At 41.4% G+C, this 25,234-nt stretch carries 17 protein-coding genes; 9 read left to right on the forward strand and 8 right to left on the reverse strand.

The annotated features are described in order from the left end of the window. Window positions 1-235: 235 nt before the first annotated feature. The 6 genes from B1A85_RS21750 (at window position 236) to B1A85_RS21775 (ending at window position 9,182) form a co-directional block, all read left to right on the forward strand. Window positions 236-1,942, forward strand: coding sequence for a calcium-binding protein (locus B1A85_RS21750; RefSeq protein WP_104548816.1), 1,707 nt, complete (start codon window positions 236-238; stop codon window positions 1,940-1,942). Window positions 1,943-2,090: 148 nt separating this feature from the next. Next, window positions 2,091-3,101, forward strand: a complete 1,011-nt coding sequence (locus tag B1A85_RS21755) for a glycosyltransferase family 2 protein (RefSeq protein WP_104548817.1) — start codon at window positions 2,091-2,093, stop codon at window positions 3,099-3,101. Between the two features lie 11 nt (window positions 3,102-3,112). Then, window positions 3,113-4,708 carry a hypothetical protein gene (locus B1A85_RS21760; RefSeq protein WP_104548818.1) on the forward strand — a complete coding sequence of 532 codons (1,596 nt, stop codon included), beginning with the start codon at window positions 3,113-3,115 and terminating at the stop codon, window positions 4,706-4,708. Window positions 4,709-4,761: 53 nt separating this feature from the next. Next, on the forward strand, window positions 4,762-5,727 hold the full coding sequence (locus tag B1A85_RS21765; protein ID WP_104548819.1) for a lysylphosphatidylglycerol synthase transmembrane domain-containing protein: 966 nt from the start codon (window positions 4,762-4,764) through the stop codon (window positions 5,725-5,727). A 10-nt stretch (window positions 5,728-5,737) separates the two neighbouring features. Next, window positions 5,738-7,285, forward strand: coding sequence for a glycosyltransferase family 39 protein (locus tag B1A85_RS21770; RefSeq protein ID WP_104548820.1), 1,548 nt, complete (start codon window positions 5,738-5,740; stop codon window positions 7,283-7,285). Window positions 7,286-7,577: 292 nt separating this feature from the next. After that, complete coding sequence (locus B1A85_RS21775; protein ID WP_210404668.1) at window positions 7,578-9,182, forward strand: hypothetical protein; 1,605 nt, start codon at window positions 7,578-7,580, stop codon at window positions 9,180-9,182. A 27-nt stretch (window positions 9,183-9,209) separates the two neighbouring features. Here the strand turns inward: B1A85_RS21775 and B1A85_RS21780 are convergent, their stop codons facing one another. Then, window positions 9,210-10,799, reverse strand: coding sequence for a glycoside hydrolase family 57 protein (locus tag B1A85_RS21780; RefSeq protein ID WP_104548822.1), 1,590 nt, complete (start codon window positions 10,797-10,799; stop codon window positions 9,210-9,212). A 293-nt stretch (window positions 10,800-11,092) separates the two neighbouring features. Here B1A85_RS21780 and B1A85_RS21785 point away from each other — a divergent pair, with 293 nt between their 5' ends. From B1A85_RS21785 to B1A85_RS21795, 3 genes are all read left to right on the forward strand, one after another. Continuing rightward, window positions 11,093-11,845, forward strand: a complete 753-nt coding sequence (locus B1A85_RS21785; RefSeq protein ID WP_146087208.1) for a hypothetical protein — start codon at window positions 11,093-11,095, stop codon at window positions 11,843-11,845. Between the two features lie 193 nt (window positions 11,846-12,038). Further along, a complete protein-coding gene (locus B1A85_RS21790) occupies window positions 12,039-13,283 on the forward strand; it encodes an EcsC family protein (protein ID WP_210404669.1) in 1,245 nt (414 codons plus the stop codon). A 4-nt stretch (window positions 13,284-13,287) separates the two neighbouring features. After that, window positions 13,288-14,871 (forward strand): gamma-glutamyltransferase family protein, encoded by a 1,584-nt coding sequence (locus B1A85_RS21795; protein WP_104548824.1) that lies wholly within the window; start codon window positions 13,288-13,290, stop codon window positions 14,869-14,871. Here the strand turns inward: B1A85_RS21795 and B1A85_RS21800 are convergent. From B1A85_RS21800 to B1A85_RS21830, 7 genes are all read right to left on the reverse strand, one after another. Further along, entirely contained in the window at window positions 14,860-15,837 is a 978-nt protein-coding gene (locus tag B1A85_RS21800) for a 2-dehydropantoate 2-reductase (protein ID WP_104548825.1), read from the reverse strand. The genes B1A85_RS21795 and B1A85_RS21800 overlap by 12 nt on opposite strands. A gap of 86 nt (window positions 15,838-15,923) precedes the next feature. Further along, window positions 15,924-17,447, reverse strand: a complete 1,524-nt coding sequence (locus B1A85_RS21805) for an acyl--CoA ligase (RefSeq protein ID WP_104548826.1) — start codon at window positions 17,445-17,447, stop codon at window positions 15,924-15,926. Between the two features lie 9 nt (window positions 17,448-17,456). Continuing rightward, window positions 17,457-18,587 (reverse strand): ABC transporter ATP-binding protein, encoded by a 1,131-nt coding sequence (locus tag B1A85_RS21810; protein WP_104548827.1) that lies wholly within the window; start codon window positions 18,585-18,587, stop codon window positions 17,457-17,459. 21 nt (window positions 18,588-18,608) lie between these two features. After that, the gene (locus tag B1A85_RS21815) at window positions 18,609-20,348 is read right to left on the reverse strand and encodes an iron ABC transporter permease (RefSeq protein ID WP_104548828.1); all 1,740 of its coding nucleotides are present in this window, start codon (window positions 20,346-20,348) and stop codon (window positions 18,609-18,611) included. A gap of 18 nt (window positions 20,349-20,366) precedes the next feature. Beyond that, the gene (locus B1A85_RS21820; RefSeq protein WP_104548829.1) at window positions 20,367-21,464 is read right to left on the reverse strand and encodes an ABC transporter substrate-binding protein; all 1,098 of its coding nucleotides are present in this window, start codon (window positions 21,462-21,464) and stop codon (window positions 20,367-20,369) included. A 385-nt stretch (window positions 21,465-21,849) separates the two neighbouring features. Continuing rightward, a complete protein-coding gene (locus B1A85_RS21825; RefSeq protein ID WP_210404670.1) occupies window positions 21,850-23,346 on the reverse strand; it encodes a glycosyltransferase family 39 protein in 1,497 nt (498 codons plus the stop codon). A gap of 113 nt (window positions 23,347-23,459) precedes the next feature. Next, window positions 23,460-25,121 (reverse strand): hypothetical protein, encoded by a 1,662-nt coding sequence (locus B1A85_RS21830; RefSeq protein WP_210404671.1) that lies wholly within the window; start codon window positions 25,119-25,121, stop codon window positions 23,460-23,462. Window positions 25,122-25,234 lie beyond the last annotated feature (113 nt).

Here is a 25,234-nt window from a genome sequence, read left to right on the forward strand (position 1 = left end):
CACCTCTTCTTTGCTAAATCTTTAATTTACCTCACAATTTATCATTATTATTTATACAAATTTTATAGTTGAAGTGTCACTAATAAACTAATCTCAAATTACCAGCTTTGAGGAACTAATTTTCTTAACTTAATAGCAGCGATCGCTATTTCTACTAAAAAAATGAGTGGAAATAGCAAAAGTTTTTTGTAAGAATTCAACCGTATTTCTACTGAAGATTTAGAGCAGAAAAGTTATGGCAACTATTAATGGAACATCAGGTAACGATACTCTTACTGGAACTCAATTTGCAGACTCCATCTTTGGGTTTGCAGGCAATGATAGCCTTTTAGGACTGGGTGGGAATGATTCACTTGACGGTGGAGTAGGCAATGATTATTTAGCAGGAGGTAACGGTAACGATAATCTGTTTGGTGGAGCAAATGATAACCCTAATATTTTTGTACCACCTGGCAACGACACACTTGATGGCGGGATAGGCAACGATAATTTGAGTGGGGGTGATGGCAATGACATTATGTATGGCGGAGTTGGAAATGACGGTTTAAGTGGAAACGATGGTAGCGATATTTTGTATGGCGGTGATGGCAATGACACGCTCAATGCTGGTACTACATACGTGGAATATAACTATTACGTAGGTGATTCTGCTTCAGATTTTTTGTATGGTGGTGATGGCAACGATACATATATCGTAGGCGATCAATTTGACGACGAAATTATTGAAGCAGCCAACGCAGGAATAGATACCGTTATTACATATACCAACTACCAACTAAGTGCAAACGTAGAAAACTTAATTTTACGCGGAAATCGCGCCACAACAGGAATAGGTAATAACCTGAATAATACTATTACAGGTAACTTTAATAACAATACTCTCATTGGTGGTGGTGGCAACGATATTATCAATACCAGTAGTGGTAATGACTTCCTACCCTACGTAGGAGAAGATATTCTATATGGCGGTGATGGCAATGATACTCTCTACGCAGCTAGCTATAGTCGATTGTTCAATGGCTACTTCTACTCTGAAGATGAAGACACTTTATATGGGGGTAGTGGCGATGATGTTTTATACTCTGATGTTGGTTGCGTTGCGTATGGTGGTAGTGGTAACGATACACTCTATGGTGCCTTACAGAGTAGTAATGCTGGAGGTACTGGGGACGATACCTATTTTGTAGGTAGAGAAATTGTTACAGTCTACGATCCTTTTGGCGGAACGTATGAAATTGAGATTACAGTAGGTATTGCAGAAACGGCAAACGCAGGCACAGATACTGTTTATGCTTCTTATGATTACACGCTGCCAGAACACTTTGAAAACCTAATTTTGACAGGCGATGCAATAGTAGGTAATGGTAACAGAGTCAGTAATACGCTTACTGGTAACAGTCTTAACAATATTCTTGATGGTAAAGCGGGTAACGACACGCTCAAAGGACTGGCAGGTAACGATACTTTGATTGGTGGTGATGGTGACGATATCCTTACTGGCGATCGAGGTAATGATAGATTGATCGGTGGTAGGGGTATTGACGAGCTTTATGGTGGTGCAGGCAATGATACTCTTAGCTTTGGAGCTATTGATAAACGCCTTGATGGTGGTGGTGGTACAGATACTGTAGCTGTCGAGGGTAGTAGTATTTTTGTTGACTTAACAACTTTACCAAATGACAGAATTCAAGGTATCGAGATTATTGACTTAACGGGTACTGGTAATAACAGCTTAAAACTGACTCGTTTAGATTTGTTGGATTTATCAAATACGACAAATCAACTGATCGTCAACGGTAATGCAGGCGATCGGGTAACTTCTACAGGACAAGGATGGTTGTTGGGTGGTACAACTACACTTAATGGTATTGTGTACGATCGCTACACATCCGGCGCAGCGACACTGCTAGTAGACGCTGATATCACGCGTACAATTTCTTAAACTCACTTAGGAAGTATTTCTTTGAATAGTTATTAACTCTGGGACTCATAAGGTGGAGCTTGCTATACAATTTAGCTCCATCCGAGTTCTACGAGTAGGTGCAGTACTTCATGCTCCTTTACTCGAGGAAAGCTGCACGCCATCGACCATGATGAAACTAATTATTCAAATTCCTTGTTATAACGAGGAACATACTTTAGGAAGGACACTAGCTGAACTACCGCGATCGCTCCCTGGAATTGATTGTATCGAATGGTTGGTGATTGATGATGGCAGTCGCGATCGCACGATTGAAGTTGCTAAAGCCTATGGCGTCGATCGCATCGTTCGTTTTCCAACTAATCAAGGTTTAGCGAAAGCCTTTATGGCAGGGTTGGAAGCCAGTCTTAAAGCTGGAGCAGATATTATTGTCAACACGGATGCAGATAATCAATACTCTGCTGAAGATATTCCTACGCTTATTCAACCAATTTTATTACACCAAGCCGAAATTGTTGTTGGTGCTAGACCCATTTGGAAAACTAAGCAATTTTCGCTGTCGAAAAAACTGTTACAAAAATTAGGTAGCTGGGTAGTTAGAATCGCGAGTAACACTAAAGTACCTGATGCGCCGAGTGGGTTTCGGGCGTTTAGTCGTGAAGCCGCGTTACAACTCAATGTCTTCAACAACTATACCTATACGTTAGAAACAATTATTCAAGCGGGGCAAAAAGGAATTGCGATCGCATCTGTACCGATTCACACGAATCCTGTGATGCGCCCGTCGCGATTAGTTAAAAGTACACCTAGATACGTTGTGCGATCGCTTTTTACCATCTTGCGTATTTTCATTATCTATAAACCGCTACGCTTTTTTATGTTTCTAGGCAGCTTGCCATTTAGTATTGGAGTATTATTAGGATTTCGCTGGCTATTCTTCTTCTTTTTTGAAACCACTACACGTACGCGCGTACCAAGTTTAATTCTGGCAGCAATTTTAATTCTAATTGGCTTTCAGTTGTGGATGTTTGGGTTAGTTGCTGATTTAATGGCAGCAAATCGCCGCTTAATCGAAGAGGTGCAATTACGGATGCGGCGGGTAGACGCAGATGCAGCAAAGCGAACTGTCAAAGATGTTTCACCTGTCAAACAAGGAAGTAATGTTCATTTTGAACTTTAAATTTTACGATTATGACACACCGCGATTTATTTGCCCGTAGTGCTTTAGCAAACATTCCTAAAATTTTGACACTACTAGATCGCAATCCGCATAGCCCTACTTATGGCTGCTTTGATCGTAACTTTTGGCATTACAAGATTATCGATTTTCCGAGCGGGATGGCGCAGGAATTTGTTTTGCCACTTGCTCTCGCCTACGACACTGATGTACCTGATAATCCTTTTTACCGACAACCAGTGCTGCGCGATTGGGTAGAAGCAGGTATTATTTACGCTGCAAAAAGCGCGCACAAAGATGGTTCGTGTGATGATTACTTTCCTTACGAACGCGCGAGTGGGGCGGCGGCTTTTTCTTTACTTGCTTGTATTGATAGCTATGTACTTTTCAAGTTAAATAATTCAGCAATTTTACAGTTTTTCGCGCGACGGGCAGATTGGTTAGCCAGCCATCAAGAAAGCGGGCGACTCAGTAACCATCAAGCCTTAATTACATTGTGTTTATTGCTCCTTTCTCATTTATTGCAAACAACCCGATGGCAAAGGGCGATCGCCCAACGGCTAGAACTCGTATTATCCTGGCAGAGTTCTGAGGGTTGGTTTCAAGAATACGAAGGCTGCGATCCTGGCTATAACACAATGACGATTTCCTGTTTGGCTCGAATTTATCAACTTCAACCCGACACCAAACTCAAAGAAGCACTGATCAAAGCCGTCAAGTTAGCAGCCCATTTTGTGCATCCTGATGGTTCCTATGGCGGTGAATATGCAAGTCGTAACACTTACAACTTCTTTCCACATGGATTTGAATTAATCGGGCGCTGGATGCCAGAAGCATTGCAGATTAGCGATCGCTTTCTTGAGGGACTCGCTAAAGGCTTAGCACCTTGTTACGCTGACGATCATATCATTGGACATCATACTTGGAATTATTTACTAGCATGGCGCGATTTTGTGCCACAGCGCCCTACACTTACCACACCTCCTCAAGGACGTTTGTGGTTAAAGGAAGCAAAGATTTTGATCGATCGACGCGAAGATACAGCGTTGTATTTAGCTTTAAATAAAGGCGGTGTTTTCAAACTATTTCGCAATAATCAATTAGTTATTTCTGATACTCAAGTTTCCTTACAAGTTGAAGTCAAAAATAAACTGAAAAATTGTGTAGCGCATTTAGTTGATACTTACGAAATTAATATTAGCGAAAACGAAATTACGATCGCTGGGGCAATGGGATGGGCAAAACAAAAACAAATGACACCAGCAAATTTACTCGTTTTACGTACTGTAATGCTTACTGTTGGACGTTTCTTCCCAAATTTAATTCGTAAAATTTTGCAAAAAATATTAATTACAGGCAAACAAAACGCTCCCTATTACTTTAGGCGAAAACTTCGCTGGAGTAGTGGGCACTGGTACGTTACCGATGAAGTTTATACACAATCTTGGCACAATGTTATTTATGCAGGTATTGGCGGCGATCAAACTTCTATATATGTTGTAATGAGTCGCACATTTCAGCGCAATCAAATGCGATCGTGGTTTAACCTTACACAAGAAGTAAGAAAACTAGCTCCTGGTGAACCACTAAAGTTAGAGCGTTCTTTCTAAGAATGAGCAAACTATAAGCTGAAAAAGCTAACGAACTTACTTTATTTAACTACATGAAAAGACTGCTTTCTATTATTATCAGCTTTACTATTTTAGGAATTATTTATTGGAAAATAGACTTTCCTCGATTAATTCAAGTTTTTCAAAACAGTAATCTTTGGTGGATGATAATTAGTTTAGGAATGGTTATTCCTTTAACAATGTTAACAGCGTGGAGATTACAACAACTTATACCCACAGGCAAGCGTTTATGTTTTTTTGAGGCAAATCGTTTAATTTTAGCTGCAAGTGTCTTGAACATGATTCTTCCTTCCAAAATGGGAGATATTGCTAAAGCTTATTTTATGAAAGAGCGAGGACATTTGAGCGGTTCTTTGTCACTATCGCTAGTTATTTTTGAAAAAGCCTGCGATTTACTTTCATTATTACTTTGGTGTGTATTTGGGTTAATGTTTTATTCGCAAAACAATTGGCTATTCTGGTTAATGTCAGCAAGTGTTACTCTAGGTTTAATTACGGGAATACTACTACTTGCCTCGCGTCAATTTACAGAGTTGTTTTTTGATATCTTCAAACTTATTATACCTAAAAAAATACACTCAAAATTAGAAAGTCTCCGTAGCTCTTGGAGGCAAATGCATAATTATTTTTGGCGTGATAAAATTCATTTACTACGGATAAGTACAACTTCCATTTTTATTTGGTTTCTGCATTTGTTGCAAATTTGGTTTTTTATTCTTGCGCTTAATGCTTGGACACCTTTTCTTACGAATCTAGCATTATCTCCTTTAGCTATTCTAGCAGGGTTACTACCATTAACTTTTGCTGGTATTGGTACTCGCGATGCAGCACTCATTGTTTTTTATCAACCTTATTTCAGCGCACCAACAGCGGCAGCTTTAGGTTTACTCTGTACTTCTCGCTATTTCATACCAGCAATCGCTGGCTTACCTTTTCTAGGGCACTATCTTACAACGCTTCAAACTATGCAAGTGAATAAAAAATCGCTCCGCTTATAAGTCTTATTTTATGCAACTACTACATACACATAATCAATTTATAAAATCTATCAATAAAGCATTATTTTCACCACAGAGATTACCTTGGACAATTATTAGCTTTGGTATCTTAGTACGCTTAGTGCAATACTTGTATAATCGTTCGTTATGGAATGATGAAGCAGCACTTGCGCTTAATATTGTGAATCGTTCCTACGCTGGGTTACTTGAACCGCTAGATTACGATCAAGCTGCACCTGTTGGTTTTCTCTTCGTAGAAAGATTAGCAACCCAGTTATTTGGTGATAGCGAGTACTCGTTAAGATTATTTCCTTTCTTATCAGCGATTATCGCGCTATTTCTTTTCTATCGATTAGCACAACGCTGCTTGCAACCTTTTGCCGTATGGATTGCCTTAGCACTTTTTTCTAGCCTACATATCATAGTTTACTATGCTACAGAAGTCAAGCAGTATTCTAGCGATGTGGCGATCGCAATACTTGCTTGTTTACTTTTTATTGACTTGTCACAAAGCAAGCTAAACGGCAAACACATCATAACTTACGGAATTTTGGGGGCAATATTTGTTTGGTTTTCGCATTCGGTAGTATTTGTGATAGCAGGTATTGGGGTTACTAACTTGATTTGGACTTTAATACACAAGCAAAAAGCAAAAAGTCTAAAGCTTTTAGGAATCTACTTATTTTGGCTTGCTAGTTTTAATATTTTCTATAAACTTACACTTCAAGATTTAGCTAATCAAACTGACTTATTTAATTCTTGGGAAAGTCGCGGGACTTTTCCGAACTCGTTTCTTGATATTTCATGGTTGTTGACAACTTTTTGGGAGTTTTTCCACAAACCTTTAGGTTTTCCTGATATCTTTTTATGGCTTGCTATCATTACTTTTTTTGTAGGTTGTATATCCTTAATCAAAGCAGATCTAAGAATTTTACTAGTATTGCTATCTCCTATCCTTGTCACCTTTGGTGCTGCTTACTTACAAATCTATCCTTTTGATGGTAGACTTGTATTATTTTTAACGCCCTTTTTCGTTTTATTAATTAGTGAAGGCGCAGCATTTAGTAGAGAAATATCTTTTTTTAAAACCGAGAAAATAAGTGTTCTTATTTTGATATTACTGCTTACTCCTCCAATAGGAACTGCTGGATATTTAACAATTAGACCTTATGAAAAGCAAGAAATGAGACCAATAATGAGTTATATAAAAAAACACCAAAAACAAAATGACACACTCTATGTATATCAACGTGCAGAATTTCAATTTAAGTATTATGCCAGTAAATTTGGTTATCAGTCAGATGACTATATCTTAGGTGTTGATGATTTAGATAAGCAAGATGGGCAGGGAATCTCAGATAACGAATGGCAAAGATACACTAGCGATCTAAATAAACTACGTGGAAAGTCAAGAGTTTGGATTGTCTTTTCTCATGTGCGTAGCTGGGCGCAAGAAAAAGAAAGGATAACAGCTTATCTTGATACTTTTGGTCATCAAATTGACGCTTATGAGACAAAAGGAGCCTATGTCTATCTATACAATCTAGCTCAGTTTTAACTAAAACTTGAGTATTTTACGTTTGCGATCGCACGCCCTACTTTTCAAATCTATCAACTTCTGATAACTGTTAAGAAATAACATTAGCTGAGTTGAGGTTTGCAAATTAACCAATGAACTCTATTAGACTCTTAAATCTAAAGTTAACGATGCTAAATTATTTGATATTATGGTAACTTTACGCCGACAAAACTTTATAAATACTCCAAAAATTAAATTCAACCGTAGAGTAGTATTTTGGTTCAGTTTGAGTTTAGTTTTTGCTATAATTTATAGTCTCTTGGGTCTAAGAATGGGCTTTAGTAGTTATTACGTCGTTCAAGACGATGCTCGTCAGCACGTATTTTGGATGCGACGTTTTTTAGATCCTGACTTATTTCCTAATGATTTATTAGCAGATTACTTTCAATCAGTCGCGCCTCTTGGTTACACCAATTTTTATCGCTTCTTTGCAACAATAGGCATTGACCCTATGTTGCTTAATAAATTTATACCAACAATATTAGGAGTTATTACAACAGGATTTTGTTTTGGTACTTGCCTACAAATTTTTCCTATACCTTTAGCAGGATTTCTCGCTACGTTATTATTAAATCAGTATTTGTGGCTGCGCGACGATTTAGTTTCTGGTACTGCTGTCGCTTTTTTCTATCCTCTATTTACTGGCTTTTTATTCTATTTGTTGCGTCGTAGTTTATTGCTCGTTTGTGTTGCGATCGCACTGTTAGGTTTATTCTATCCCCAGGGCGTCTTTATCTGTGCGGGTATTTTAGTTCTACAATTGATTCGCTGGCAACGTGGTGGAATTGCATTTACCCAAAATCGGCGTGACTATTTGTTTTGTGCGATCGCTTTCGGCGTAGCTTTTCTCGTTTTATTCATTTATGCGTTAAAGTCTTCTGAGTATGGTCCAGTAATTACAGCCGCTGAAGCAAGAACTTTACCAGAGTTTAGCTCGACCGGTTTGAGTCAGTTTTTTGTTGATACGCCACAACACTTCTGGTTTACTGGACAGCGTAGCGGTATGATGCCCAAGTACGGAACGATTTTACCGATTGTGGCAACGCTGCTGTTGTTACCGATGCTACTTTTTCCTAGAGTATTTCCTTTGGTAAAACAGCTAACTTCTCAAAGTTGGCTTCTGGTACAAATTACCTTAGCATCGTTAGGGATGTTTTTTGCGGCTCATGCTTTATTATTTCGCTTACATCTGCCGACAAGATATACTGAGCATAGTTTGAGAATTGTGACAGCGATCGCGGGGGGAATTGCGATTGTTATACTATTAGATGCTTTATTAAATTGGGCTGCGCATACTAAACAAAATGCCAAACAATATCAGTGGTTAGCTGTAGGATTATCAACTTTATTATTAACTGCTATTGTCATCTCACCAGCTTTTCTAGAAAAGTTTCCTAAAACAGACTACGTTATCGGTAAATCTCCAGCTTTGTATGAGTTTTTTGCGCAGCAGCCAAAAGATATTCTCATTGCTTCTTTAACCAACGAAACTGCGAATATTCCTTCATTTTCGCAACGTTCGATTCTCGTAGGTGGTGTCGGTTTTCCTGTTCCCTATCATAAAGGTTACTATGCACAAATTCGACAACGAACAAATGATTTAATTGCTGCACAATACAGCCCTGATTTGCACCAAGTACAAAGTTTTATTCAAAAATACAATATAGATTACTGGTTAATTGAATCTTCAGCCTGGCATCCAGTATATATTGCCCGCAGTCGGTGGATTAGACAGTATGATGCGGCGAAGCAAGCGATTAGTTTCTTACATCAAGGAAAAATTCCCGCACTAGCTAATGAAGTTAAGCGCTGTTCAGTTTTTCAAACGGGTAATTATGTAGTGTTACAAGCTTCATGTATTGGTACAAAGGGTTAGGTTAGCACCCAACCCTATAATTTGAACTTAAAGCGGACGGTAAACGCGATAGTTGATTTTAGGGAAAATATTATCCATCGACTCGACTTTTTCTAGCCAACCGCTATCGATTTTGCCGATGTTGATGTCTTCGTAGAGTTTATTAAAACGCATCAGGTGCGATCGCGTTCTACGCACCGCATAAGGTACCATTGTTCCCGTGCGCATAATAAATGCCCAGTCTGAGGATTGCGCTAGTAATACTTCTCTTGCGGCTTGGTTTAGCGCCCGCCATTCTAACTCATCTGCGGGTTCGCGCCGCGATAATTCGATCATGCGTTCAGCGGCTTTGTGCAAATGCGGATAAATCCAGGCATTTGTTTCATTTAACCAATATTCGTGGAATCCTTTGTAGCCCCAGCTTGATTGCGAAGGCTTGCAAACTTGCTGTGTGGGGTTGACGCGTAAATAATCTGCTAAGTGCGTCATCTGATAAGTATTTTGATCGTACCATGACTTACGGAATAAGTAATCGATAAACCACGGACCTTCATACCACCAGTGACCGAACAATTCTGCATCGTAGGGCGAGACGATAATCGGCGATCGCTGCATTATTCCATACAAATGCTCGACTTGGCGTTCGCGATTATACATAAAGTTACCCGCATGTTCTGCGGCTTTTTCCCGCGCCCAGTAAGGATCGTAAAGCGCTTTATCAGATAGTCCCAACCCGCGTCCAGTAATCTTATGATATTTAATACCCGTATTCTTGCGCTGTCCATTGGGCATGATGTAGGGCTTGATATATTCGTAATCAGCCTCCCAGCCCAAATCTTTGTAAAACTCGCGATATTCTGGCGCGCCAGGATAGCCGACTTCTGATGACCAAACTTGCTGCGAAGATTCGTGATCGCGCCCAAATGCGGCAACACCTGTTTCGGTAAATATAGGTGCGTAGCTACCAAAACGAGGACGCGGACGCGCATACAAAATACCATGTCCATCTGTCAGAAAGTAACGCAAGCCTGCATCCGCAAGCATTCGCTCTAAACCTTCATAATACGCGCATTCCGGTAGCCATATCCCTCTAGGCGCACAACCAAACGTTTGTTCGTAGTGTTCGCAAGCCACTTGAATTTGCGCCCACACAGCCTGTGGATACATCTTCATCAACGGCAAATAGCCATGCGTTGCACCGCAGGTGATAATTTCTAAGTTGTTAGTGTCTTGAAATTGCTTAAATGCAGTGACGAGATCGCCTTTGTACCGTTCCCATAGATTGCGTGCGTTATTAAATTCTGTGGCGTAATGTTCAGCAAGGTAGCGAATGTGTCCGTTGTGAGTATTGTGTTCGACTTCGAGTTCTGCTAATTCTTCTAGCTTGGCTAAATGCTGATCGTAGCGTTCTTGTAAAAGCGGATCTTGCAGCATCGACACCAACGGCGGTGTCATACTCATCGTAATTTTGAAGTCAATACCGTCTCGCTTGAGTCCTTCAAAAACTTGAAGTAGAGGAATGTAGGTTTCTGTGATGGCTTCATAAAGCCACTCTTCTTCAAGTACGTAATCGCTTTCGGGATGACGAACAAATGGGAGATGAGCGTGGAGGACAAGGGCAACGTAGCCAATAGCCATAGTAATCTAAAAATTATGGGTTAAGGAACAGACCAGTAAGGGAAACGTCAGGATGTTCTAAGAATTTTATGTCGAAATGGGGACGCGTAGCAGTCCTGTTTTACTCTAAAGCTTTGATGTTGAGATAAAATAGATGGCTTTCATACCACTACACTATATAAATAAAAAATATCAATGGACATCTGAAGCTACCGGTGTGAATCAACTATAAAGTAAAACGTGCTAGCAGTGCAGGAACTAAAGCGTCGTTCATAGAAGTCAGTATTTTTTGTAGATTGAGATAATAAAAACGTTTGGTAATGAAAACTGGTGTCAACGATTCATTGCAAGTATCTAAGTGCCGGAGGCGATCGCTTTTTACTGTAGCTGTTGTAACAAGTACGCTATTGACTCCATTTTCAGTAGAAATTTTAAACGCTGCAACACCTTCTACTGTGCAATTAGCCCAAAAAACTGTATCGCCTGCTACTACTACTTTGAGAGTTGAAGACTTACCCGCAGGTTTTGAAGAAATTCCTTCAGCTTTTAAACCGCAACTCGCAGCTTACTTAAGCAATTTTGTCCCACTTTTAACGAAGCAGAACCTGCAAATCAACGATTATTTCGTGTATGTCAACCGCGACACATTAGAAGTTGTCTCCGGCTTTACAACAACAATTCCCAATCAACCGTTGAGTTTACTACGCTTTGATGCGAATCTGCGACAAGTGGAACAACCACAATACTGGCAACAGTTATTTACGAAATTACAACCGCAAATCGGCGTAGCCGCCAAACTCCTCGAACACCAACCGAATCGCTTGAATGTTGGTAATTCCTCCGCAGGCGCAACGCTAGCAATTGGTGCATTAAATCAAAGAGCGCAAGTTGATATCGGTAGCTTTCGGCGGGGTAATGTTGGTGTATTCACCGCAGTCATGTCTTTAAATCACACGACACCACAAGCATCACTGCAAGAGTTAGCGACTAAATTAGATAGTCGGATTGTGCAAGCAACTGCGAATAGTAGAGGTCAGAGGTCGGAGATGCGATCTCTGGTTAAGTAGTTAGTTACCATTTTTATCATCGCTAATCAACCAGATTTAATATGACGGTTGTGAACTGCGTATAGTGCCTTCACTTGCGTTAGTACAAAAATCTGCTTTGCTGCTAGCATAAGATGCGATCGCAGGTAGATGTTTTATCTCTGGAATTTCGGCTAAAAGGAGAGTGAAGTCGATTTAAATCATATACTTACTCATGGAAGATAAATCTCAACAGCCGTCACCGGTGTCTGATACATCGGATGTTGAAGTGACGATTCTCCCGCCAAAAACTGAAAACAAAGATCCAAATCCACCTACACAATCAAACACCACAGACGATTCGCTATCTTTCTTTGATTTCTTTGCCAAAACTGTTGGTGATGTAACAGTAGCAGTAGCAACTACCGCAGCGCAAACAGGGTTATCACTAGCACAAACTGCTGTGGAAGTTGGTGAAGCTGCTGCAAAACAAACGCACGATCTCATTTCGCAAGCAACGCAGACTGCAGGCGAAGCTATTAACTTTGTCGGCGATAATTGGATAGTACAGCGCTTTTCGCGCTTGCTTAATCTGCAATGGTTAGTCGGCGCAACCGATAACGTTAATCTTGACAAAGCTACTGAGGAAGTCAGAAAGCTACAACAAGAGTATCCTCACGAGTCGCCCAGCGAAATTGCACATCGGATTATGGTGGAAAAAGCAACGTATGCAGGTGGCATTGGTTTAGCAAGTAGTATTCTACCAGGGGCAGCTTTAGCACTATTAGCGGTGGACTTAGCTGCAACCACACGCCTACAAGCAGAAATGGTTTATCAAATTGCGGCGGCGTATGGACTTGACTTGAAAGATCCCGCGCGTAAAGGAGAAGTGCTGGCAATTTTTGGCTTAGCATTAGGTGGTGGACGGTTGTTACGTACCGCAGGTTTGGGCTTACTGCGAAATATTCCCTTTGCTGGGGCAATGATTGGCTCAAGTTCTAACGCGGCGATTATGTATTCTGTAGGATATGCAGCGTGTCGCTTTTATGAAGCGAAGTTAGACCAAAATACTTCGATTGATTCGGAGGAAACACTTGCAGAGATCGCAAAACAAAGCGATCGCTATGCTGAAACGGCGATCGCCCAAGAAGCTGTTATGGATCAAGTTTTAGTACACACGATCCTTGCAACTCATCCTGAAAAATCGTGGGAAGAGATTCTCCCTGAATTAAAAAACCTCAATTTCAGCGAGTCTTCGTTAGAAAGTATCGGTAATAATATTAAATCGCCGCAACCATTAGACACGCTTCTCGATCAACTCAACCGCGATTTTGCGATTCCTTTACTCGCGCAGTGTTATCGAATTGCGCAAAAAGACCGTATCATTACACCTGAAGCAGCACGCATTATGGAAACGATCGCGAATAAGTTCGATCTTGACTTAAACTCAATTCAGTCAAAGGTAGAGTCTCAAGGTTAACTTAATGGCGTTTGACTTAACGCAATATCCTTATGCTGCATCGCGACGCGCGATCTTAGGGAAAAATTATGCCGCCAGTACCAGCCAACCATTAGCAACGCTGGCTGCTATGGAGATGTTTTGGGCTGGTGGTAATGCTGTCGATGCGGCGTTAGCAATGGCGATCGCACTCACAGTCGTTGAACCAACTTCTAATGGAATTGGTTCGGATGCTTTTGCGTTAGTTTGGGATGGAAAATTACATGGATTGAATGCTTCTGGTAAAAGTCCGCGAAATCTCAAAGTTGATGACATACCCCAAATTCCGCTTGTAGGTTGGTTAACCGTTACAGTACCAGGGGCTGTTTCTGCGTGGCGATCGCTGTGGGAACGTTGGGGGAAATTACCGTTTGAGCAATTATTTGCCCCAGCTATTCGTTATGCTGAACAAGGTTTTCCGGTATCTCCCGAAACTGCGCGTGCATGGCAAGCAGCATCGCATTTTTTATCACTCAATGCCCCAGAATTTCAACCGTTTAAACAAGTTTTTTTTCCCAGCGATCGCGCCCCGCGTGCAGGTGAAATCTGGGGAAGTATAGTTCACGCGCAAACACTACGCGAAATTGCCAAAACGGGAGGAGAGAGTTTCTATCGTGGAGATTTAGCCCTAAAAATTGCCAATTTTGCTGCGGATACAGGAGGAATGTTAACAAAAGAAGATTTGGCGCAGCATCAACCCGACTGGGTACAACCCATTTCGACAAATTATCGCGATTTAACCGTTTGGGAAATTCCTCCAAATACGCAAGGAATTGCCGCATTGATGGCGTTAAATATTCTAGAAGGTTTTGAGTTATCGCGTTATCCGCGCGAGTCGGTACAAAGCTATCATCTGCAAATTGAAGCTATGAAACTTGCGTTTGCGGATGTTCATGCACACATTGGCGATCCTGAATTTATGCAAGTGACAAGCGATCGCTTATTAGACAAAACCTACGCTGCGCAGCGAAGAGAGTTAATTAACAACTTTCACGCGCTATTTGCACAACCTGATTTACCCAAAGGAGGTACTGTTTATCTTGCAGCTGCCGATCGCGACTTGATGGTATCTTTTATCCAATCGAACTACATGGGCTTTGGTAGCGGAATTCTCGTACCAGAAACAGGCATTGCATTACAAAATCGCGGTTCAGGCTTTACATTACAAACCGGACATCCCAATCAAATTGCACCTGCAAAACGTCCTTTTCACACAATTATTCCAGGTTTTCTCACGCAAGACAACAAGCCGTTAGGACCCTTCGGCGTCATGGGAGGACATATGCAACCGCAGGGACATCTGCAAGTTGTCGTTAACTTAGCTGATTACGCCATGAATCCGCAAGCAGCTTTAGACGCACCCCGCTGGCAATTTACGACAAGGAAAACAGTGTTACTCGAACCAACCGTACCGCATTCGGTTGCACTTGCATTAGGCGATCGCGGACATGATATTCAAATCATCGCCGAACGGCGTAATTTTGGCAAAGGTCAAATCATCTTACGGCAAGGAGAAACTTTAATCGCGGCTTCTGAACCGCGTGCGGATGGTATTGCCTTAGCAGGTTAGAGTTTTTTCCAGTAACTTGACACTCGCGTAAATAGCGTCAATATAGGGAGTCGGAGTTTGTGTTAATTTTCCAAGTTCGGCAACTGCACCCACAATGGCGTCAACTTCGGTGGGACGACGTGCTTCAATGTCTTGTAACATGGAAGTTTTATGCGCGCCTACTTTTTCTGCGCCTTCGATGCGTTGCTCTAGCGAAATGCCAAATTCTACGCCCAGTTTCTCGGCGATCGCCTGCGCTTCGAGCATCATATTTTTTGCCAGTTCACGCGTTAAAGAGTATTGACAAATCTCTTCTAATGTGCTTCTTGTTAATGCACTAATCGGGTTAAACGCTAAATTTCCCCACAGCTTCACCCACAACTCATTACGAATTTGGTTGCGTACAGGCGCTTTGATTCCTGCTTGACGGAAGCTTTGCGAGAGTTGTTGAATGCGAGAAGTTTTCGTACCATCAAGTTCGCCCAAAGAAAAGCGATCGCCCTCGATATGTTGCACAACGCCAGGCGCGACAATTTCCGCTGCTGGATATACGACACAGCCAATGACGCGATCGACAGGAATATGCGCTTCCACGATTCCTTGCGGATCGACCGCCTGAATTTGATAATCAGCATAGGGACTGTCAAGCTTGCGAAAATACCACCAAGGAATGCCATTTTGCGCAGTCACGACGATTGTTTCCGCACCATACAATGCAGGTAAATGAGGCGCAACGCTGGGTACACTCTGCGCTTTCAATGCCACAATGACAACATCCTGCGTACCCGCACTTGCAATATCTTGCGTTGCAACGACATCTTTAATCAACTCTTCTGTACCATCTGCATTGCGTAGCGTTAAGCCTTGTTGTTGAATTGCTTGCAGATGCGCGCCGCGCGCAATTAACGTCACTTGTTCGCCAGCCTGCGCCAATTTAGCCCCAATGTATCCCCCGATCGCACCTGCACCAACAATGCAAATTTTCATAGCAGCTTATACTAATTCTTTAACTAAGAACTACAACTAATTCTCCCTCTGCAACGTATTTGTAGAAACTTGAAATCAAAACCGTACTATGCCCCAATATTTAGCAATTTTGCCATATTCAACCGTTGCAATTTACCTGTTGCGCCTCTGGGTAACTCTTCTAGAATATGCAATTGACGGGGAACTTTAAATTCTGCAAGCAGTTCTGAGCAATGTTTGCGTAATTCCTGTTCGCTGACACTACTATCTTTTAAGACCACTGCTGCGTGGATATCTTCGCCTAAAGTTTTGTGGGGAACAGCAAACGTCAGTGCTTCTGCAACCGCCGCATGACGCAGCAAAACGTTATCAACTTCTAGAGGAGAAATTTTCTCGCCGCCTCGGTTAATCAACTCTTTGATGCGCCCTGTTAGCGAAAGGTAGCCATCAGGATCGATTACACCTTGATCGCCAGTACGAAACCAACCCTGAGTAAACGCTTTCGCATTAGCTTCAGGATTATTTTCGTAGCCATCTACTACATTAGCACCCTTAACAACAACCTCGCCTAACTGACCCTTTTCTAATAAATTACCCGCTTCATCCATAATCCCGACTTCCACGCCGAACCCGTACCCGACACTACCAGCTTTGCGCGGATGAGGAGGTAAGGGATTAGAAGTCATTTGGTGCGATGCTTCGGTCATGCTATAGGCTTCTAGTACCGGAACATGAAACGTCGCTTCGAGGCTTTCTAACACTACTGGAGGTAACGAGGAACTACTCGAACGGATAAATCGCAAACGACTTTGCGCGATCGCCTCTTGATTGCGTTCGGCGCGTGCAAGTATTAGTTGATGCATCGTTGGTACGGCTGAGTACCACGTCGGTTGAAACTCGCTAAAAATCCGCCAAAACTCCATGGCATTAAACCCGTTTGGGCAAATGACAGTTCCTCCTGATGCTAAAGTTGATAGCATTGAGGCGACAATTCCATGAACGTGAAATAGCGGCATAATACACAAAGCGCGATCGCTGGCACTCAAGTTATACGTGCCAATAATATTTTGTGCTGAAGCCGCTAGATGACGATGTTTTATAGGTACGCGCTTCGGGCGACTTGTCGTACCACTCGTATGCAGAATCATCGCGACATCTTCTGATTCAGCTTGTTCAATCGTTTGCGGTGGATATTCTTTTCCTTGAATTTTGTGGAAAGACAACGTACCATCAGAATTTGGCGTCGCTTGAATGAGCATCATCTGTGGAGTTATCGCCGCTTGCGCCGTAGCGATTTCGTCACCGAGAACAATTAAGGCGATCGCTTGCGTATCTTCGTAATAAAACGCAAATTCCTCTTGTTTATATTTAGGATTCAGCGGCGCTGCTGTAGCGCACGTTGCCGCAGCCAGGTAAGTTAAAATCATTTCTGGACCATTCGGCATGGCGATCGCAATTCGCGATCCGCGTTTAATTCCCAAGCGATTCAACTGCGCTGCGAGTTCGACAATTTGGTGACGTAGTTGCTTGTAGGTCAAACTTGGTTTATCTGGTGCAACAATCGCTGGGCGATCGTCTTCTCCAATAAGTAGATCGAGTAGTGTTGCTGATTGGTGAATTAGTGAAGTCATAAGATCGTCTCAAGATACAGCCGCTGCTGTGGCGATCGCTTCTGCTACTTGAGTGGTAGCACTTTGAGGAACCACGCGACAGCATTCAGCAGGAATTGCTAGATACATTTGTTCGCCAATTTGGTGACGAACATGAGGAGAAGTTACCACACTCAAAACGATATCGCTGTTATCTAAACGCACAGTATAGTCGCGAAATTCTCCATAATAGTTGTGGTGTTCTACCCAAGCACTAAAACAGTTCATTTCGGGATTATCTGTCGGGCAGTAAATTGGGTTCATGATAATCGAGTGCGGACGTACACTTAATGCGACTGCATGACCAGGATAAACTCCAGGAGCAAAATTTTTTGCTGTAATGAATACTCCGCCCACATCTACTTGTCCTGAAGCTAATAAAGTACCAGGAAGCACGTTACAACGTCCAATAAACCGCGCTACAAACTCAGTTGCTGGACTTTCATAAATTTCTTCAGGAGTGCCTACTTGTTGAATAGTACCTTCATACATCACAACAATGCGGTCGGCAAGTACCAGCGCTTCTCCTTGATCGTGCGTGACATACACCGTTGTCAATCCTAGCTGATCGTGGAGATTGCGAATTTCGTTGCGCATTTCATCGCGCAAACTTGCATCCAAGTTAGACAGTGGTTCATCTAACAGCAAAATCTGTGGTTCCACAACGATCGCCCGCGCTAGCGCGACGCGCTGCTGCTGTCCTCCGGATAGTTCCGCGGGATAACGATTGGCAAATCTTCTTAAGTGGACAATTTCCAAGGCTCGATTCACGCGCGATCGCAGTTGTTCGCGTCCTACATGGCGCAACTCTAGTCCAAATGCTACATTTTCAAACACCGTTTTATGCGGCCAAATCGCGTAACTTTGAAAAATCATGGACATATTGCGCTTCTCTGGCGGTACAGTTTTTTGGGGAGAAGAAACAACGCGATCGCCTACAAAAATTCGTCCCTCATCGGGAAATACAAAACCTGCTAGCATCCGCAACGTCGTCGTTTTACCACACCCCGAAGGACCTAACAAAGCAATCAATTCGCCATCGGCTACATTCAAATTAATGTGGTCAACTGCGCAGCTATTCTGAAAGTATTTGGTTAAATTGTCGATTGTAATGCTTGCCATAGATTTAATTTGCGTGATTGTTTAGCCTTTTTCCAGCATGAAATCGCGTCCTAGGAACTTGTAAGCAATACCTATTGTGGTGAAGATAATTGCTAGCATCACGATTCCTAATGCGGCTACGCGTTCGTAGCTGCCTTCTGTTACCAATTGAAACAGGGCAGTGGAAATGACTTGCGTGTTATTCGTATAGAGTAAAATCGCACAACTAAGTTCGCGTACCGACAAGATAAATACAAGCAGCCAGCCGCTGATTAAGCCGCGCTGTACCAAAGGCACAGTAATTTTGTGGACTGTTGTCGCCTGCGTTGCGCCCAGGTTACGCGCCGCGAGTTCCAACTCAGGATTGATGCTCGTGAAAATGTTACCAGCATTAGAAAAAGCGATCGGTAAAAATCGCGTTGTAAAAGCAACAATCAAAATTGCTGCTGAGCCGTACAGTACAAGAGGTGGACGCGAGTAAGCCGAAAAAATTCCCACAGCAATTACAATTCCAGGAATTGCTAAAGGTAGCATGGGAAGAAAGCCTAATACCTGATAAAACCGTACCAGTTTGCGATTAACGATGTAAGCGATCGCAATTCCAACTAACATCGCAAACGTCGCTGCACCAGCAGCATAAATGAGCGTATTTTGAATCGCGACTGAAGTAAAAGGCTGCTTGAACAATACGTCTTCAAACCAGGCAAGTGTCAAGTTAGAAGCATCCAGCGGGCGTCCCCAAGACTTTGATAGCGCTGTACGTAATAGAACGTAAACTGGCAAAAACAGCGATAGCGTCGCAACAAGGAAGCAGAAAGCTAGAAAAATCCATTTCCAGTATCCCAAATCAATAAGGCGTTTTCGTCCAGCTTTTCCCGTTAGCGTAGTGTAGCCCTTGCGCGCTAGCAGACGACGTTGCAATAACAGCAACGCTGCGGTGAGAACAACCAAACATATCGAAAAAGCAGAAGCTAGTTCAACGTTAGAAGGATACTGAAACTGCTGCCAGATTTCGGTTGTTACGATATTAATTCGCGCTGGAATCAGTATTAAGGTAGGAGAACCAAACAGTGCGATCGCTTCTAAAAAGGACAAAATGAAGCCGGAAATAATTGCCGGTAATACGAGTGGTAAAGTAATGCGAAATGTTGTTGCAAATGTGCCTGCGCCTAAGACTGTCGCCGCATCCTCTAATTCTGAGGAGACAAACTCCAGCGCCGAACTCACCATCAAAAATACATATTGAAAGCTGTAGATTCCCACTACAAAGATTGCGCCCAACATTGTATAAACATCGAGCGGTCCTTTTTCTGTGCCAGTCAATTCAACAAAAACCCGATTCAGCCAACCTGATGTTGGTGCAGCAAGCAGAATCCACGCAATTCCACCCAAAAAGGTAGGCATCGAAAATGCCCCCAACAACAAAATCCGCACAAGTCCTCGTAACGGCATATTTGTCCGAGTCGTCGCCCAAGCGAGAGGAACTCCAATCAAAATACTGAGAACTCCTGTTCCTGTTGCTAGTATCAACGAGTTAAGCGCTGCCTCGCGAAAGCGCGGGTTTGTCAAAACTTCAACGTAATTGCTGAGAGTAAACCCACCTTCATTGACTTGCATTAAGCTACGCAAGACTAACCAATAACTTGGTAAACCAATCAGCAATAGCAAAATTAGAATAAATCCAATCCAAAAAACGAAAGAAAAGTCATATTTCCCAAACCAACGATTTAAGAACCGCTGCGGGCTAACAATGAATCTTGCGATACCAGTTTGAGTCGTCAAAATTTTTCCTCCGTTGCTTCAAGCGCCAAACTCGTTACGCCATTTCCTAATAACTTCAGGGATATCGCGTTGAATTTCCGCTGCTGTAGGAACTGTAGCTTGCATATCTTTAAGTGTTTTCGCGCCAGGAATAGAAACACCAGCTATGAGCGGTTGCTCGTAATATTTAGCAATTAGTTCTGAATACTCTTTCGTCAGCAAGAAATTCATAAATAGCCTGGCAGCATTCGGATGCGGTGCATCACGCAATATGCCAATTGGACCCACGACGACAACTGCACCATCAGTGGGATAAACGACTTCCAGCGGGTCGCCTTGCGCTTTACGCGTCAATGTTTGTCCCAACGTTGCAATCCCAATCGCGCGTTCGCCAGATACGAGTACCGGAATAACGTCGTTAATCGAGCGCCCCAGCTTAGGATTAAGTTGATTAAATCTCACAATATATTCATCCCAACCGTATTTTTGCTGCATTGCGATCGCCCACGTTCCTACTTGTCCACTTGCTGCACCGCTACCTGTGGCAATTTGATCTCTATACTGCGCTTGCACTAAATCTTTCCAACTTCTAGGCACATTTGCTGCTGGCAGCTTTTGAGTGTTATAGGCAATCACAATCGGAATCAAAGCACCGACTTGATAGAAGTTATCTGGATCGAGATTGCGATACGGTTCTGGAATATTTGCTTTACCTAATGGTTCGTATTGTAAAAGTCTTCCTTGCTCTTTTAGCTGCATCATTTGACTGATATCAGTCGTGCCAAAAACATCAGTTACTCTTAAGCCAGCTTGTATTTCTTGGTTAATTTTTTGAAACAACGTTGCAGCAGCATTACGAGTTCCTTCAAAAGTAATTCCTGGGTATTTAGCTGTAAAAGCTGCCCCGATTTCATTAACTATCTCTTGAGTAAAGAAAACAGTGTATAGAACAAGCTTTCCTTCCTTTTTTGCAGCTTCGTAAAGAGCTTTTTCATCACTCGGTGATATAGGAGATTGTTCTGTAACCAGCGAAGCCGATTGATTTCCAGGGTTAGCTGTACATCCTTTTAGTGCAATCAAGCTTACAGATGAAGTTCCAGTAATGACAATAAATTTGCGTCGAGAAATTTTCTTCATTCAGCCTCCAGACCGAAAACCTATCTCTTGCCTGTTGTCAAAAAAAACTGTTCAGGCAAGCACCAGGATTCCCACAATGTTTAAAAAGTCAACTCTAGATTTATTAGGTTAACTATTAATGAAATAAGTAAACTTAATCGAGTTGGGTTTGAACTAGTTTGCGTATTCTTATGTTCAGAATATTACAGTTTTCCAAATCTTTTTTTATGAAAGAGTTTATTTTTTTTGTTTCTACTTATAAGTAAAAGTTTTTGATAAACTTAGTCGGATTATACTTATAAGTAAAACTTTAAAGAGATTAAGAAAGGTGTAGATGCGCTGCTGCCAACTTCAATCTTGTCAACTCTCATGTTAAGAAATTGATACATAACAAAGGTTAACTTTTTTAATTGGATAGTTGAGCCTCGTCAATTTGCACTCTCCAAAGTTGACCTGGAGCATGAAGGAGTTCTAACTTATATTCAGGGTCGTTTTGTAATCTGGCTTGCAATTCTGCATCAGGTCTAAACAAGAAAATTTCACGAAATCGTTTAACATCCTCAGGAATTTCAGTTTCACTCACCAGTAGTACACTGACGTTGGGCTCAAGTTCATAGCTTAGCGAAGTAATACGACTTACTCGCCTTTGACTACTGATCGCAAGTGGCTGATTTGCTTGATTAATAATATTGGCAATCTCAGGGTTGTAATAACTACTATATTTATTCCACCAAGTTTCAGCTTGCGCACTCACAATACAAGAGATAGTTCCACTTGCTAGTGCGATCGCCAAAATAATTTGCCATACTTTCTGCTGCGAATATTTCAAAGACGCTGTTAAACGGTTAGCAAATAAATAAGCAACAGCTATTTGTATAGCAACATAACCAGGTAATAAATATCTAGCAATACTAGAGCGTTGTCCGCCAGAAATTAAATCTGGTAATACTAAGCTTATAGTAGGAATGATTAAAAGTGTAACAACGAATAACCAACTTGATATGGATGTACGACTACATAAAATATAAAATGCGTATACAACTAGCGCTATAAATAAAGGAATTACATATAGCAAAACATCATTAGCATTAAATTGAATATCATTACCTGCTTCAACGTCAAAGAACTGAGCGTTATTATAAGCAACTTGCATATCAAAAAATAAAGCAGTGAAATTTAATAACCATCTTTGGATTAAAGCCTCAAAACTAATTGCCCGCGCTGTCCATTCTCCAATGCTACTGGCATTAATAAAATATAGAATTATCCAGGGAATTAACGTTGCGATCGCAACTAATGAAGCAATAAGATAAGCAAGAAAATTCTTAGTTACGCGAAATTGCTCTAGAAGTAATAAGTAAACACCATGCGCGAAAGAAACTAAAATAAATAAAAGATGGGAATATAAACCCAAAACAACGGTTAAAGCATACATTCCCCAGCTTAACTTTGTCTTTTGACGAATAGCGCGTAAGAAAGCAATACTAGCTAGTAAGGTAGTTACAGTTAGTAAACTATACTGTCTTGCTTCTTGGGCATATAGTACGTGTATTGGAGAAACTGCGACTAAAGCCATCGCAATCCACCCCACAAGTGGCGCAGCAAATAACTCTAAACATAACCAGTAAACGCAGGGAAAGACGAATAAACTAATAACAGCCGCGACACCACGAGTGACAGTAACGGAACTTCCAAAAATTTGCATTGCCAAACGGGCGATCGCATAATAGGCGGGTGTGTGTTCAGCATTCGCAGCTAAAGCATTAATCGTATCGAACCAATTTCTTTCTGGCGATAAGCGTTGGAAAACTTGTAAATCTTGAATATTAATAATGCGATCGCTAGGTACTTCATCGACAAATTCTGTTTTCTTGTAGCCAACAACGCGTACTGAAGTATGCACCTCATCAATCCAGTACACTTTTTTATCGAGATTGACGAATCTAAAGAATATACCTAGTGATATGACAGCAATTAAGAAGAAATAAAGGTAGGAAAATTTATATCTATAATGAGTCATTCAGATTTTGTTTGAATACATTGTGCTTGTAAAACAATAAAGTTATCGACTTCAAAAACAGTACATTGAGTGGTGACTTTACTTAAAGCTGGGGCTTGCTGATGGAGTCCTTGAATTATATTTGTAGTAAGTGGTTGAAATTGTCGAATCCAGCGATCGCTTGTCACATACTCTGGAGTAAAAGCGTTTTTTTCTAGTAACCAAAAATTAATATTGTATTTTTGAATGAATTGCTGTACATCAGTTAAATCTTGACTATACTGTGCCTGAATGAGATCGAGCGTGCGCTGACGAAATTGATGATAGTATCCCCAATGATAAGGAATAGCATATTCACTACCGACGAGAATAGACCGTTGAGCAAAAGTAGGCAAATTATTAGCCTCATTTGCTAGCGAAGCAATGAGAATATTTGTGGGTTGTTGTTGAAAAAACTGATATAAAATAGGGTTGTTTCCAACAATATAACCTGTCCATAAAAACTGATGTAATGTAGCTGGATAAAATATCAATATTAAAGCAATTATCAGCGCGCAGGTACGTTTTATATAGTCAAATATTCCTGGATAAAACTTGTGCGATCGCCGTAATAGAGTATCAAGTAACAAAGTTAAAGCAATAGCAGCAGCGGTTGTCAAGACGATCCGCAAACTATGTTGCGTATAGCGGCTAGGAAGATGAAGTTTAAATATCAGCGCATGGGCAATGAAAAACATGACCAAAGATGCAACTATCATCTGTGGTAAAAGAATAATGTTACTGCGGATCTTAGTTGTCAAAGGAAACAGCGATGGATAGCACAACATCATTGGTAGCAATAGCCCAGCGTACACTAGTGGTGGCATTAACGCCGAAGTCAACCGAATCCCGCTGCGACTCTCATTAAACCAAAACTCCCAAGCATCGTTGATAAAAAAGCTGCTTCTTCCTCCTGGTAAGAATTCAGGTAAAGTTCTTGCAGTTGATGCAGCGATCGTCGGTGCAAATTCACTTAAAGAAAGTGCATAGGGTAAGAGAACGAGAATTGCGACTCCAATTCCGGCAATACCGATGTAGTTTTGACGATTTAGGGATAGTCGTAATCGCCATTGTCGCCAATGACAAATCTGAAAAAGCAAAATGAGAATACACACAAAAATTAACGAAGGATAAAATAATCCTAAAAGGGCGATCGCAACTAAACAAGGTATCAAAGAACGTCGTAAAAAGTAATAAAAAAATGCTAAAAATAAGGGATAAATAAAAGCTTTTGGTGTAGCGGAAATTAAGCCATCTTGCATCCACAAATTTTGATTAAGAAGAATTGCCCCAATAAACCCAGTTAGAGGTATGGGTAATATTTGCAAACAAACACCAAAGCTGTAACTTGTTGTAAGTAATCCTAAGATTAGTGGTAAAATTTTACTTAACCACAGCGGGTCAATTCCTACAATAGTAAAGCTGCGATAAAAGATCGCGTATCCCGATGGTGCAACTGATTGAAAGTAGTCAGCAATCAAATCATTTGGAAACAAGTCAGGGTTTAAAAACCGACGCATCCAAAAAACGTGTTGTCGCGCGTCATCTTGTACCACATACTCACTGCTAAAAGCTTGCTGAAGCGCTAGAATGCCATAAATAGCAGCAAAAACGAGACTCAGACCAAACCAGAATTTCATCTGAATGCTAGGTTTAGAGTTCTGCGGGAAGAGAAGCTTATGCAGTTGCGTTAGCATAACCGCGATCGCTGATAAATACACATTGGTATTAGTTAGAGTTGAAAGTACAGCGA

Source organism: Chroococcidiopsis sp. TS-821 (assembly GCF_002939305.1).
Lineage (GTDB): Bacteria > Cyanobacteriota > Cyanobacteriia > Cyanobacteriales > Chroococcidiopsidaceae > Chroogloeocystis.

Coding starts and splice junctions, on each gene's coding strand:
- B1A85_RS21830 (WP_210404671.1), bottom strand. CDS start 25,121: ATGAAATTCTGGTTTGGTCTGAGTCTCGTTTTTGCTGCTATTTATGGC.
- B1A85_RS21800 (WP_104548825.1), bottom strand. CDS start 15,837: ATGAAAATTTGCATTGTTGGTGCAGGTGCGATCGGGGGATACATTGGG.
- B1A85_RS21795 (WP_104548824.1), top strand. CDS start 13,288: ATGGCGTTTGACTTAACGCAATATCCTTATGCTGCATCGCGACGCGCG.
- B1A85_RS21775 (WP_210404668.1), top strand. CDS start 7,578: ATGGGCTTTAGTAGTTATTACGTCGTTCAAGACGATGCTCGTCAGCAC.
- B1A85_RS21750 (WP_104548816.1), top strand. CDS start 236: ATGGCAACTATTAATGGAACATCAGGTAACGATACTCTTACTGGAACT.
- B1A85_RS21805 (WP_104548826.1), bottom strand. CDS start 17,447: ATGACTTCACTAATTCACCAATCAGCAACACTACTCGATCTACTTATT.
- B1A85_RS21790 (WP_210404669.1), top strand. CDS start 12,039: ATGGAAGATAAATCTCAACAGCCGTCACCGGTGTCTGATACATCGGAT.
- B1A85_RS21810 (WP_104548827.1), bottom strand. CDS start 18,587: ATGGCAAGCATTACAATCGACAATTTAACCAAATACTTTCAGAATAGC.
- B1A85_RS21760 (WP_104548818.1), top strand. CDS start 3,113: ATGACACACCGCGATTTATTTGCCCGTAGTGCTTTAGCAAACATTCCT.
- B1A85_RS21780 (WP_104548822.1), bottom strand. CDS start 10,799: ATGGCTATTGGCTACGTTGCCCTTGTCCTCCACGCTCATCTCCCATTT.
- B1A85_RS21765 (WP_104548819.1), top strand. CDS start 4,762: ATGAAAAGACTGCTTTCTATTATTATCAGCTTTACTATTTTAGGAATT.
- B1A85_RS21820 (WP_104548829.1), bottom strand. CDS start 21,464: ATGAAGAAAATTTCTCGACGCAAATTTATTGTCATTACTGGAACTTCA.
- B1A85_RS21755 (WP_104548817.1), top strand. CDS start 2,091: ATGATGAAACTAATTATTCAAATTCCTTGTTATAACGAGGAACATACT.
- B1A85_RS21770 (WP_104548820.1), top strand. CDS start 5,738: ATGCAACTACTACATACACATAATCAATTTATAAAATCTATCAATAAA.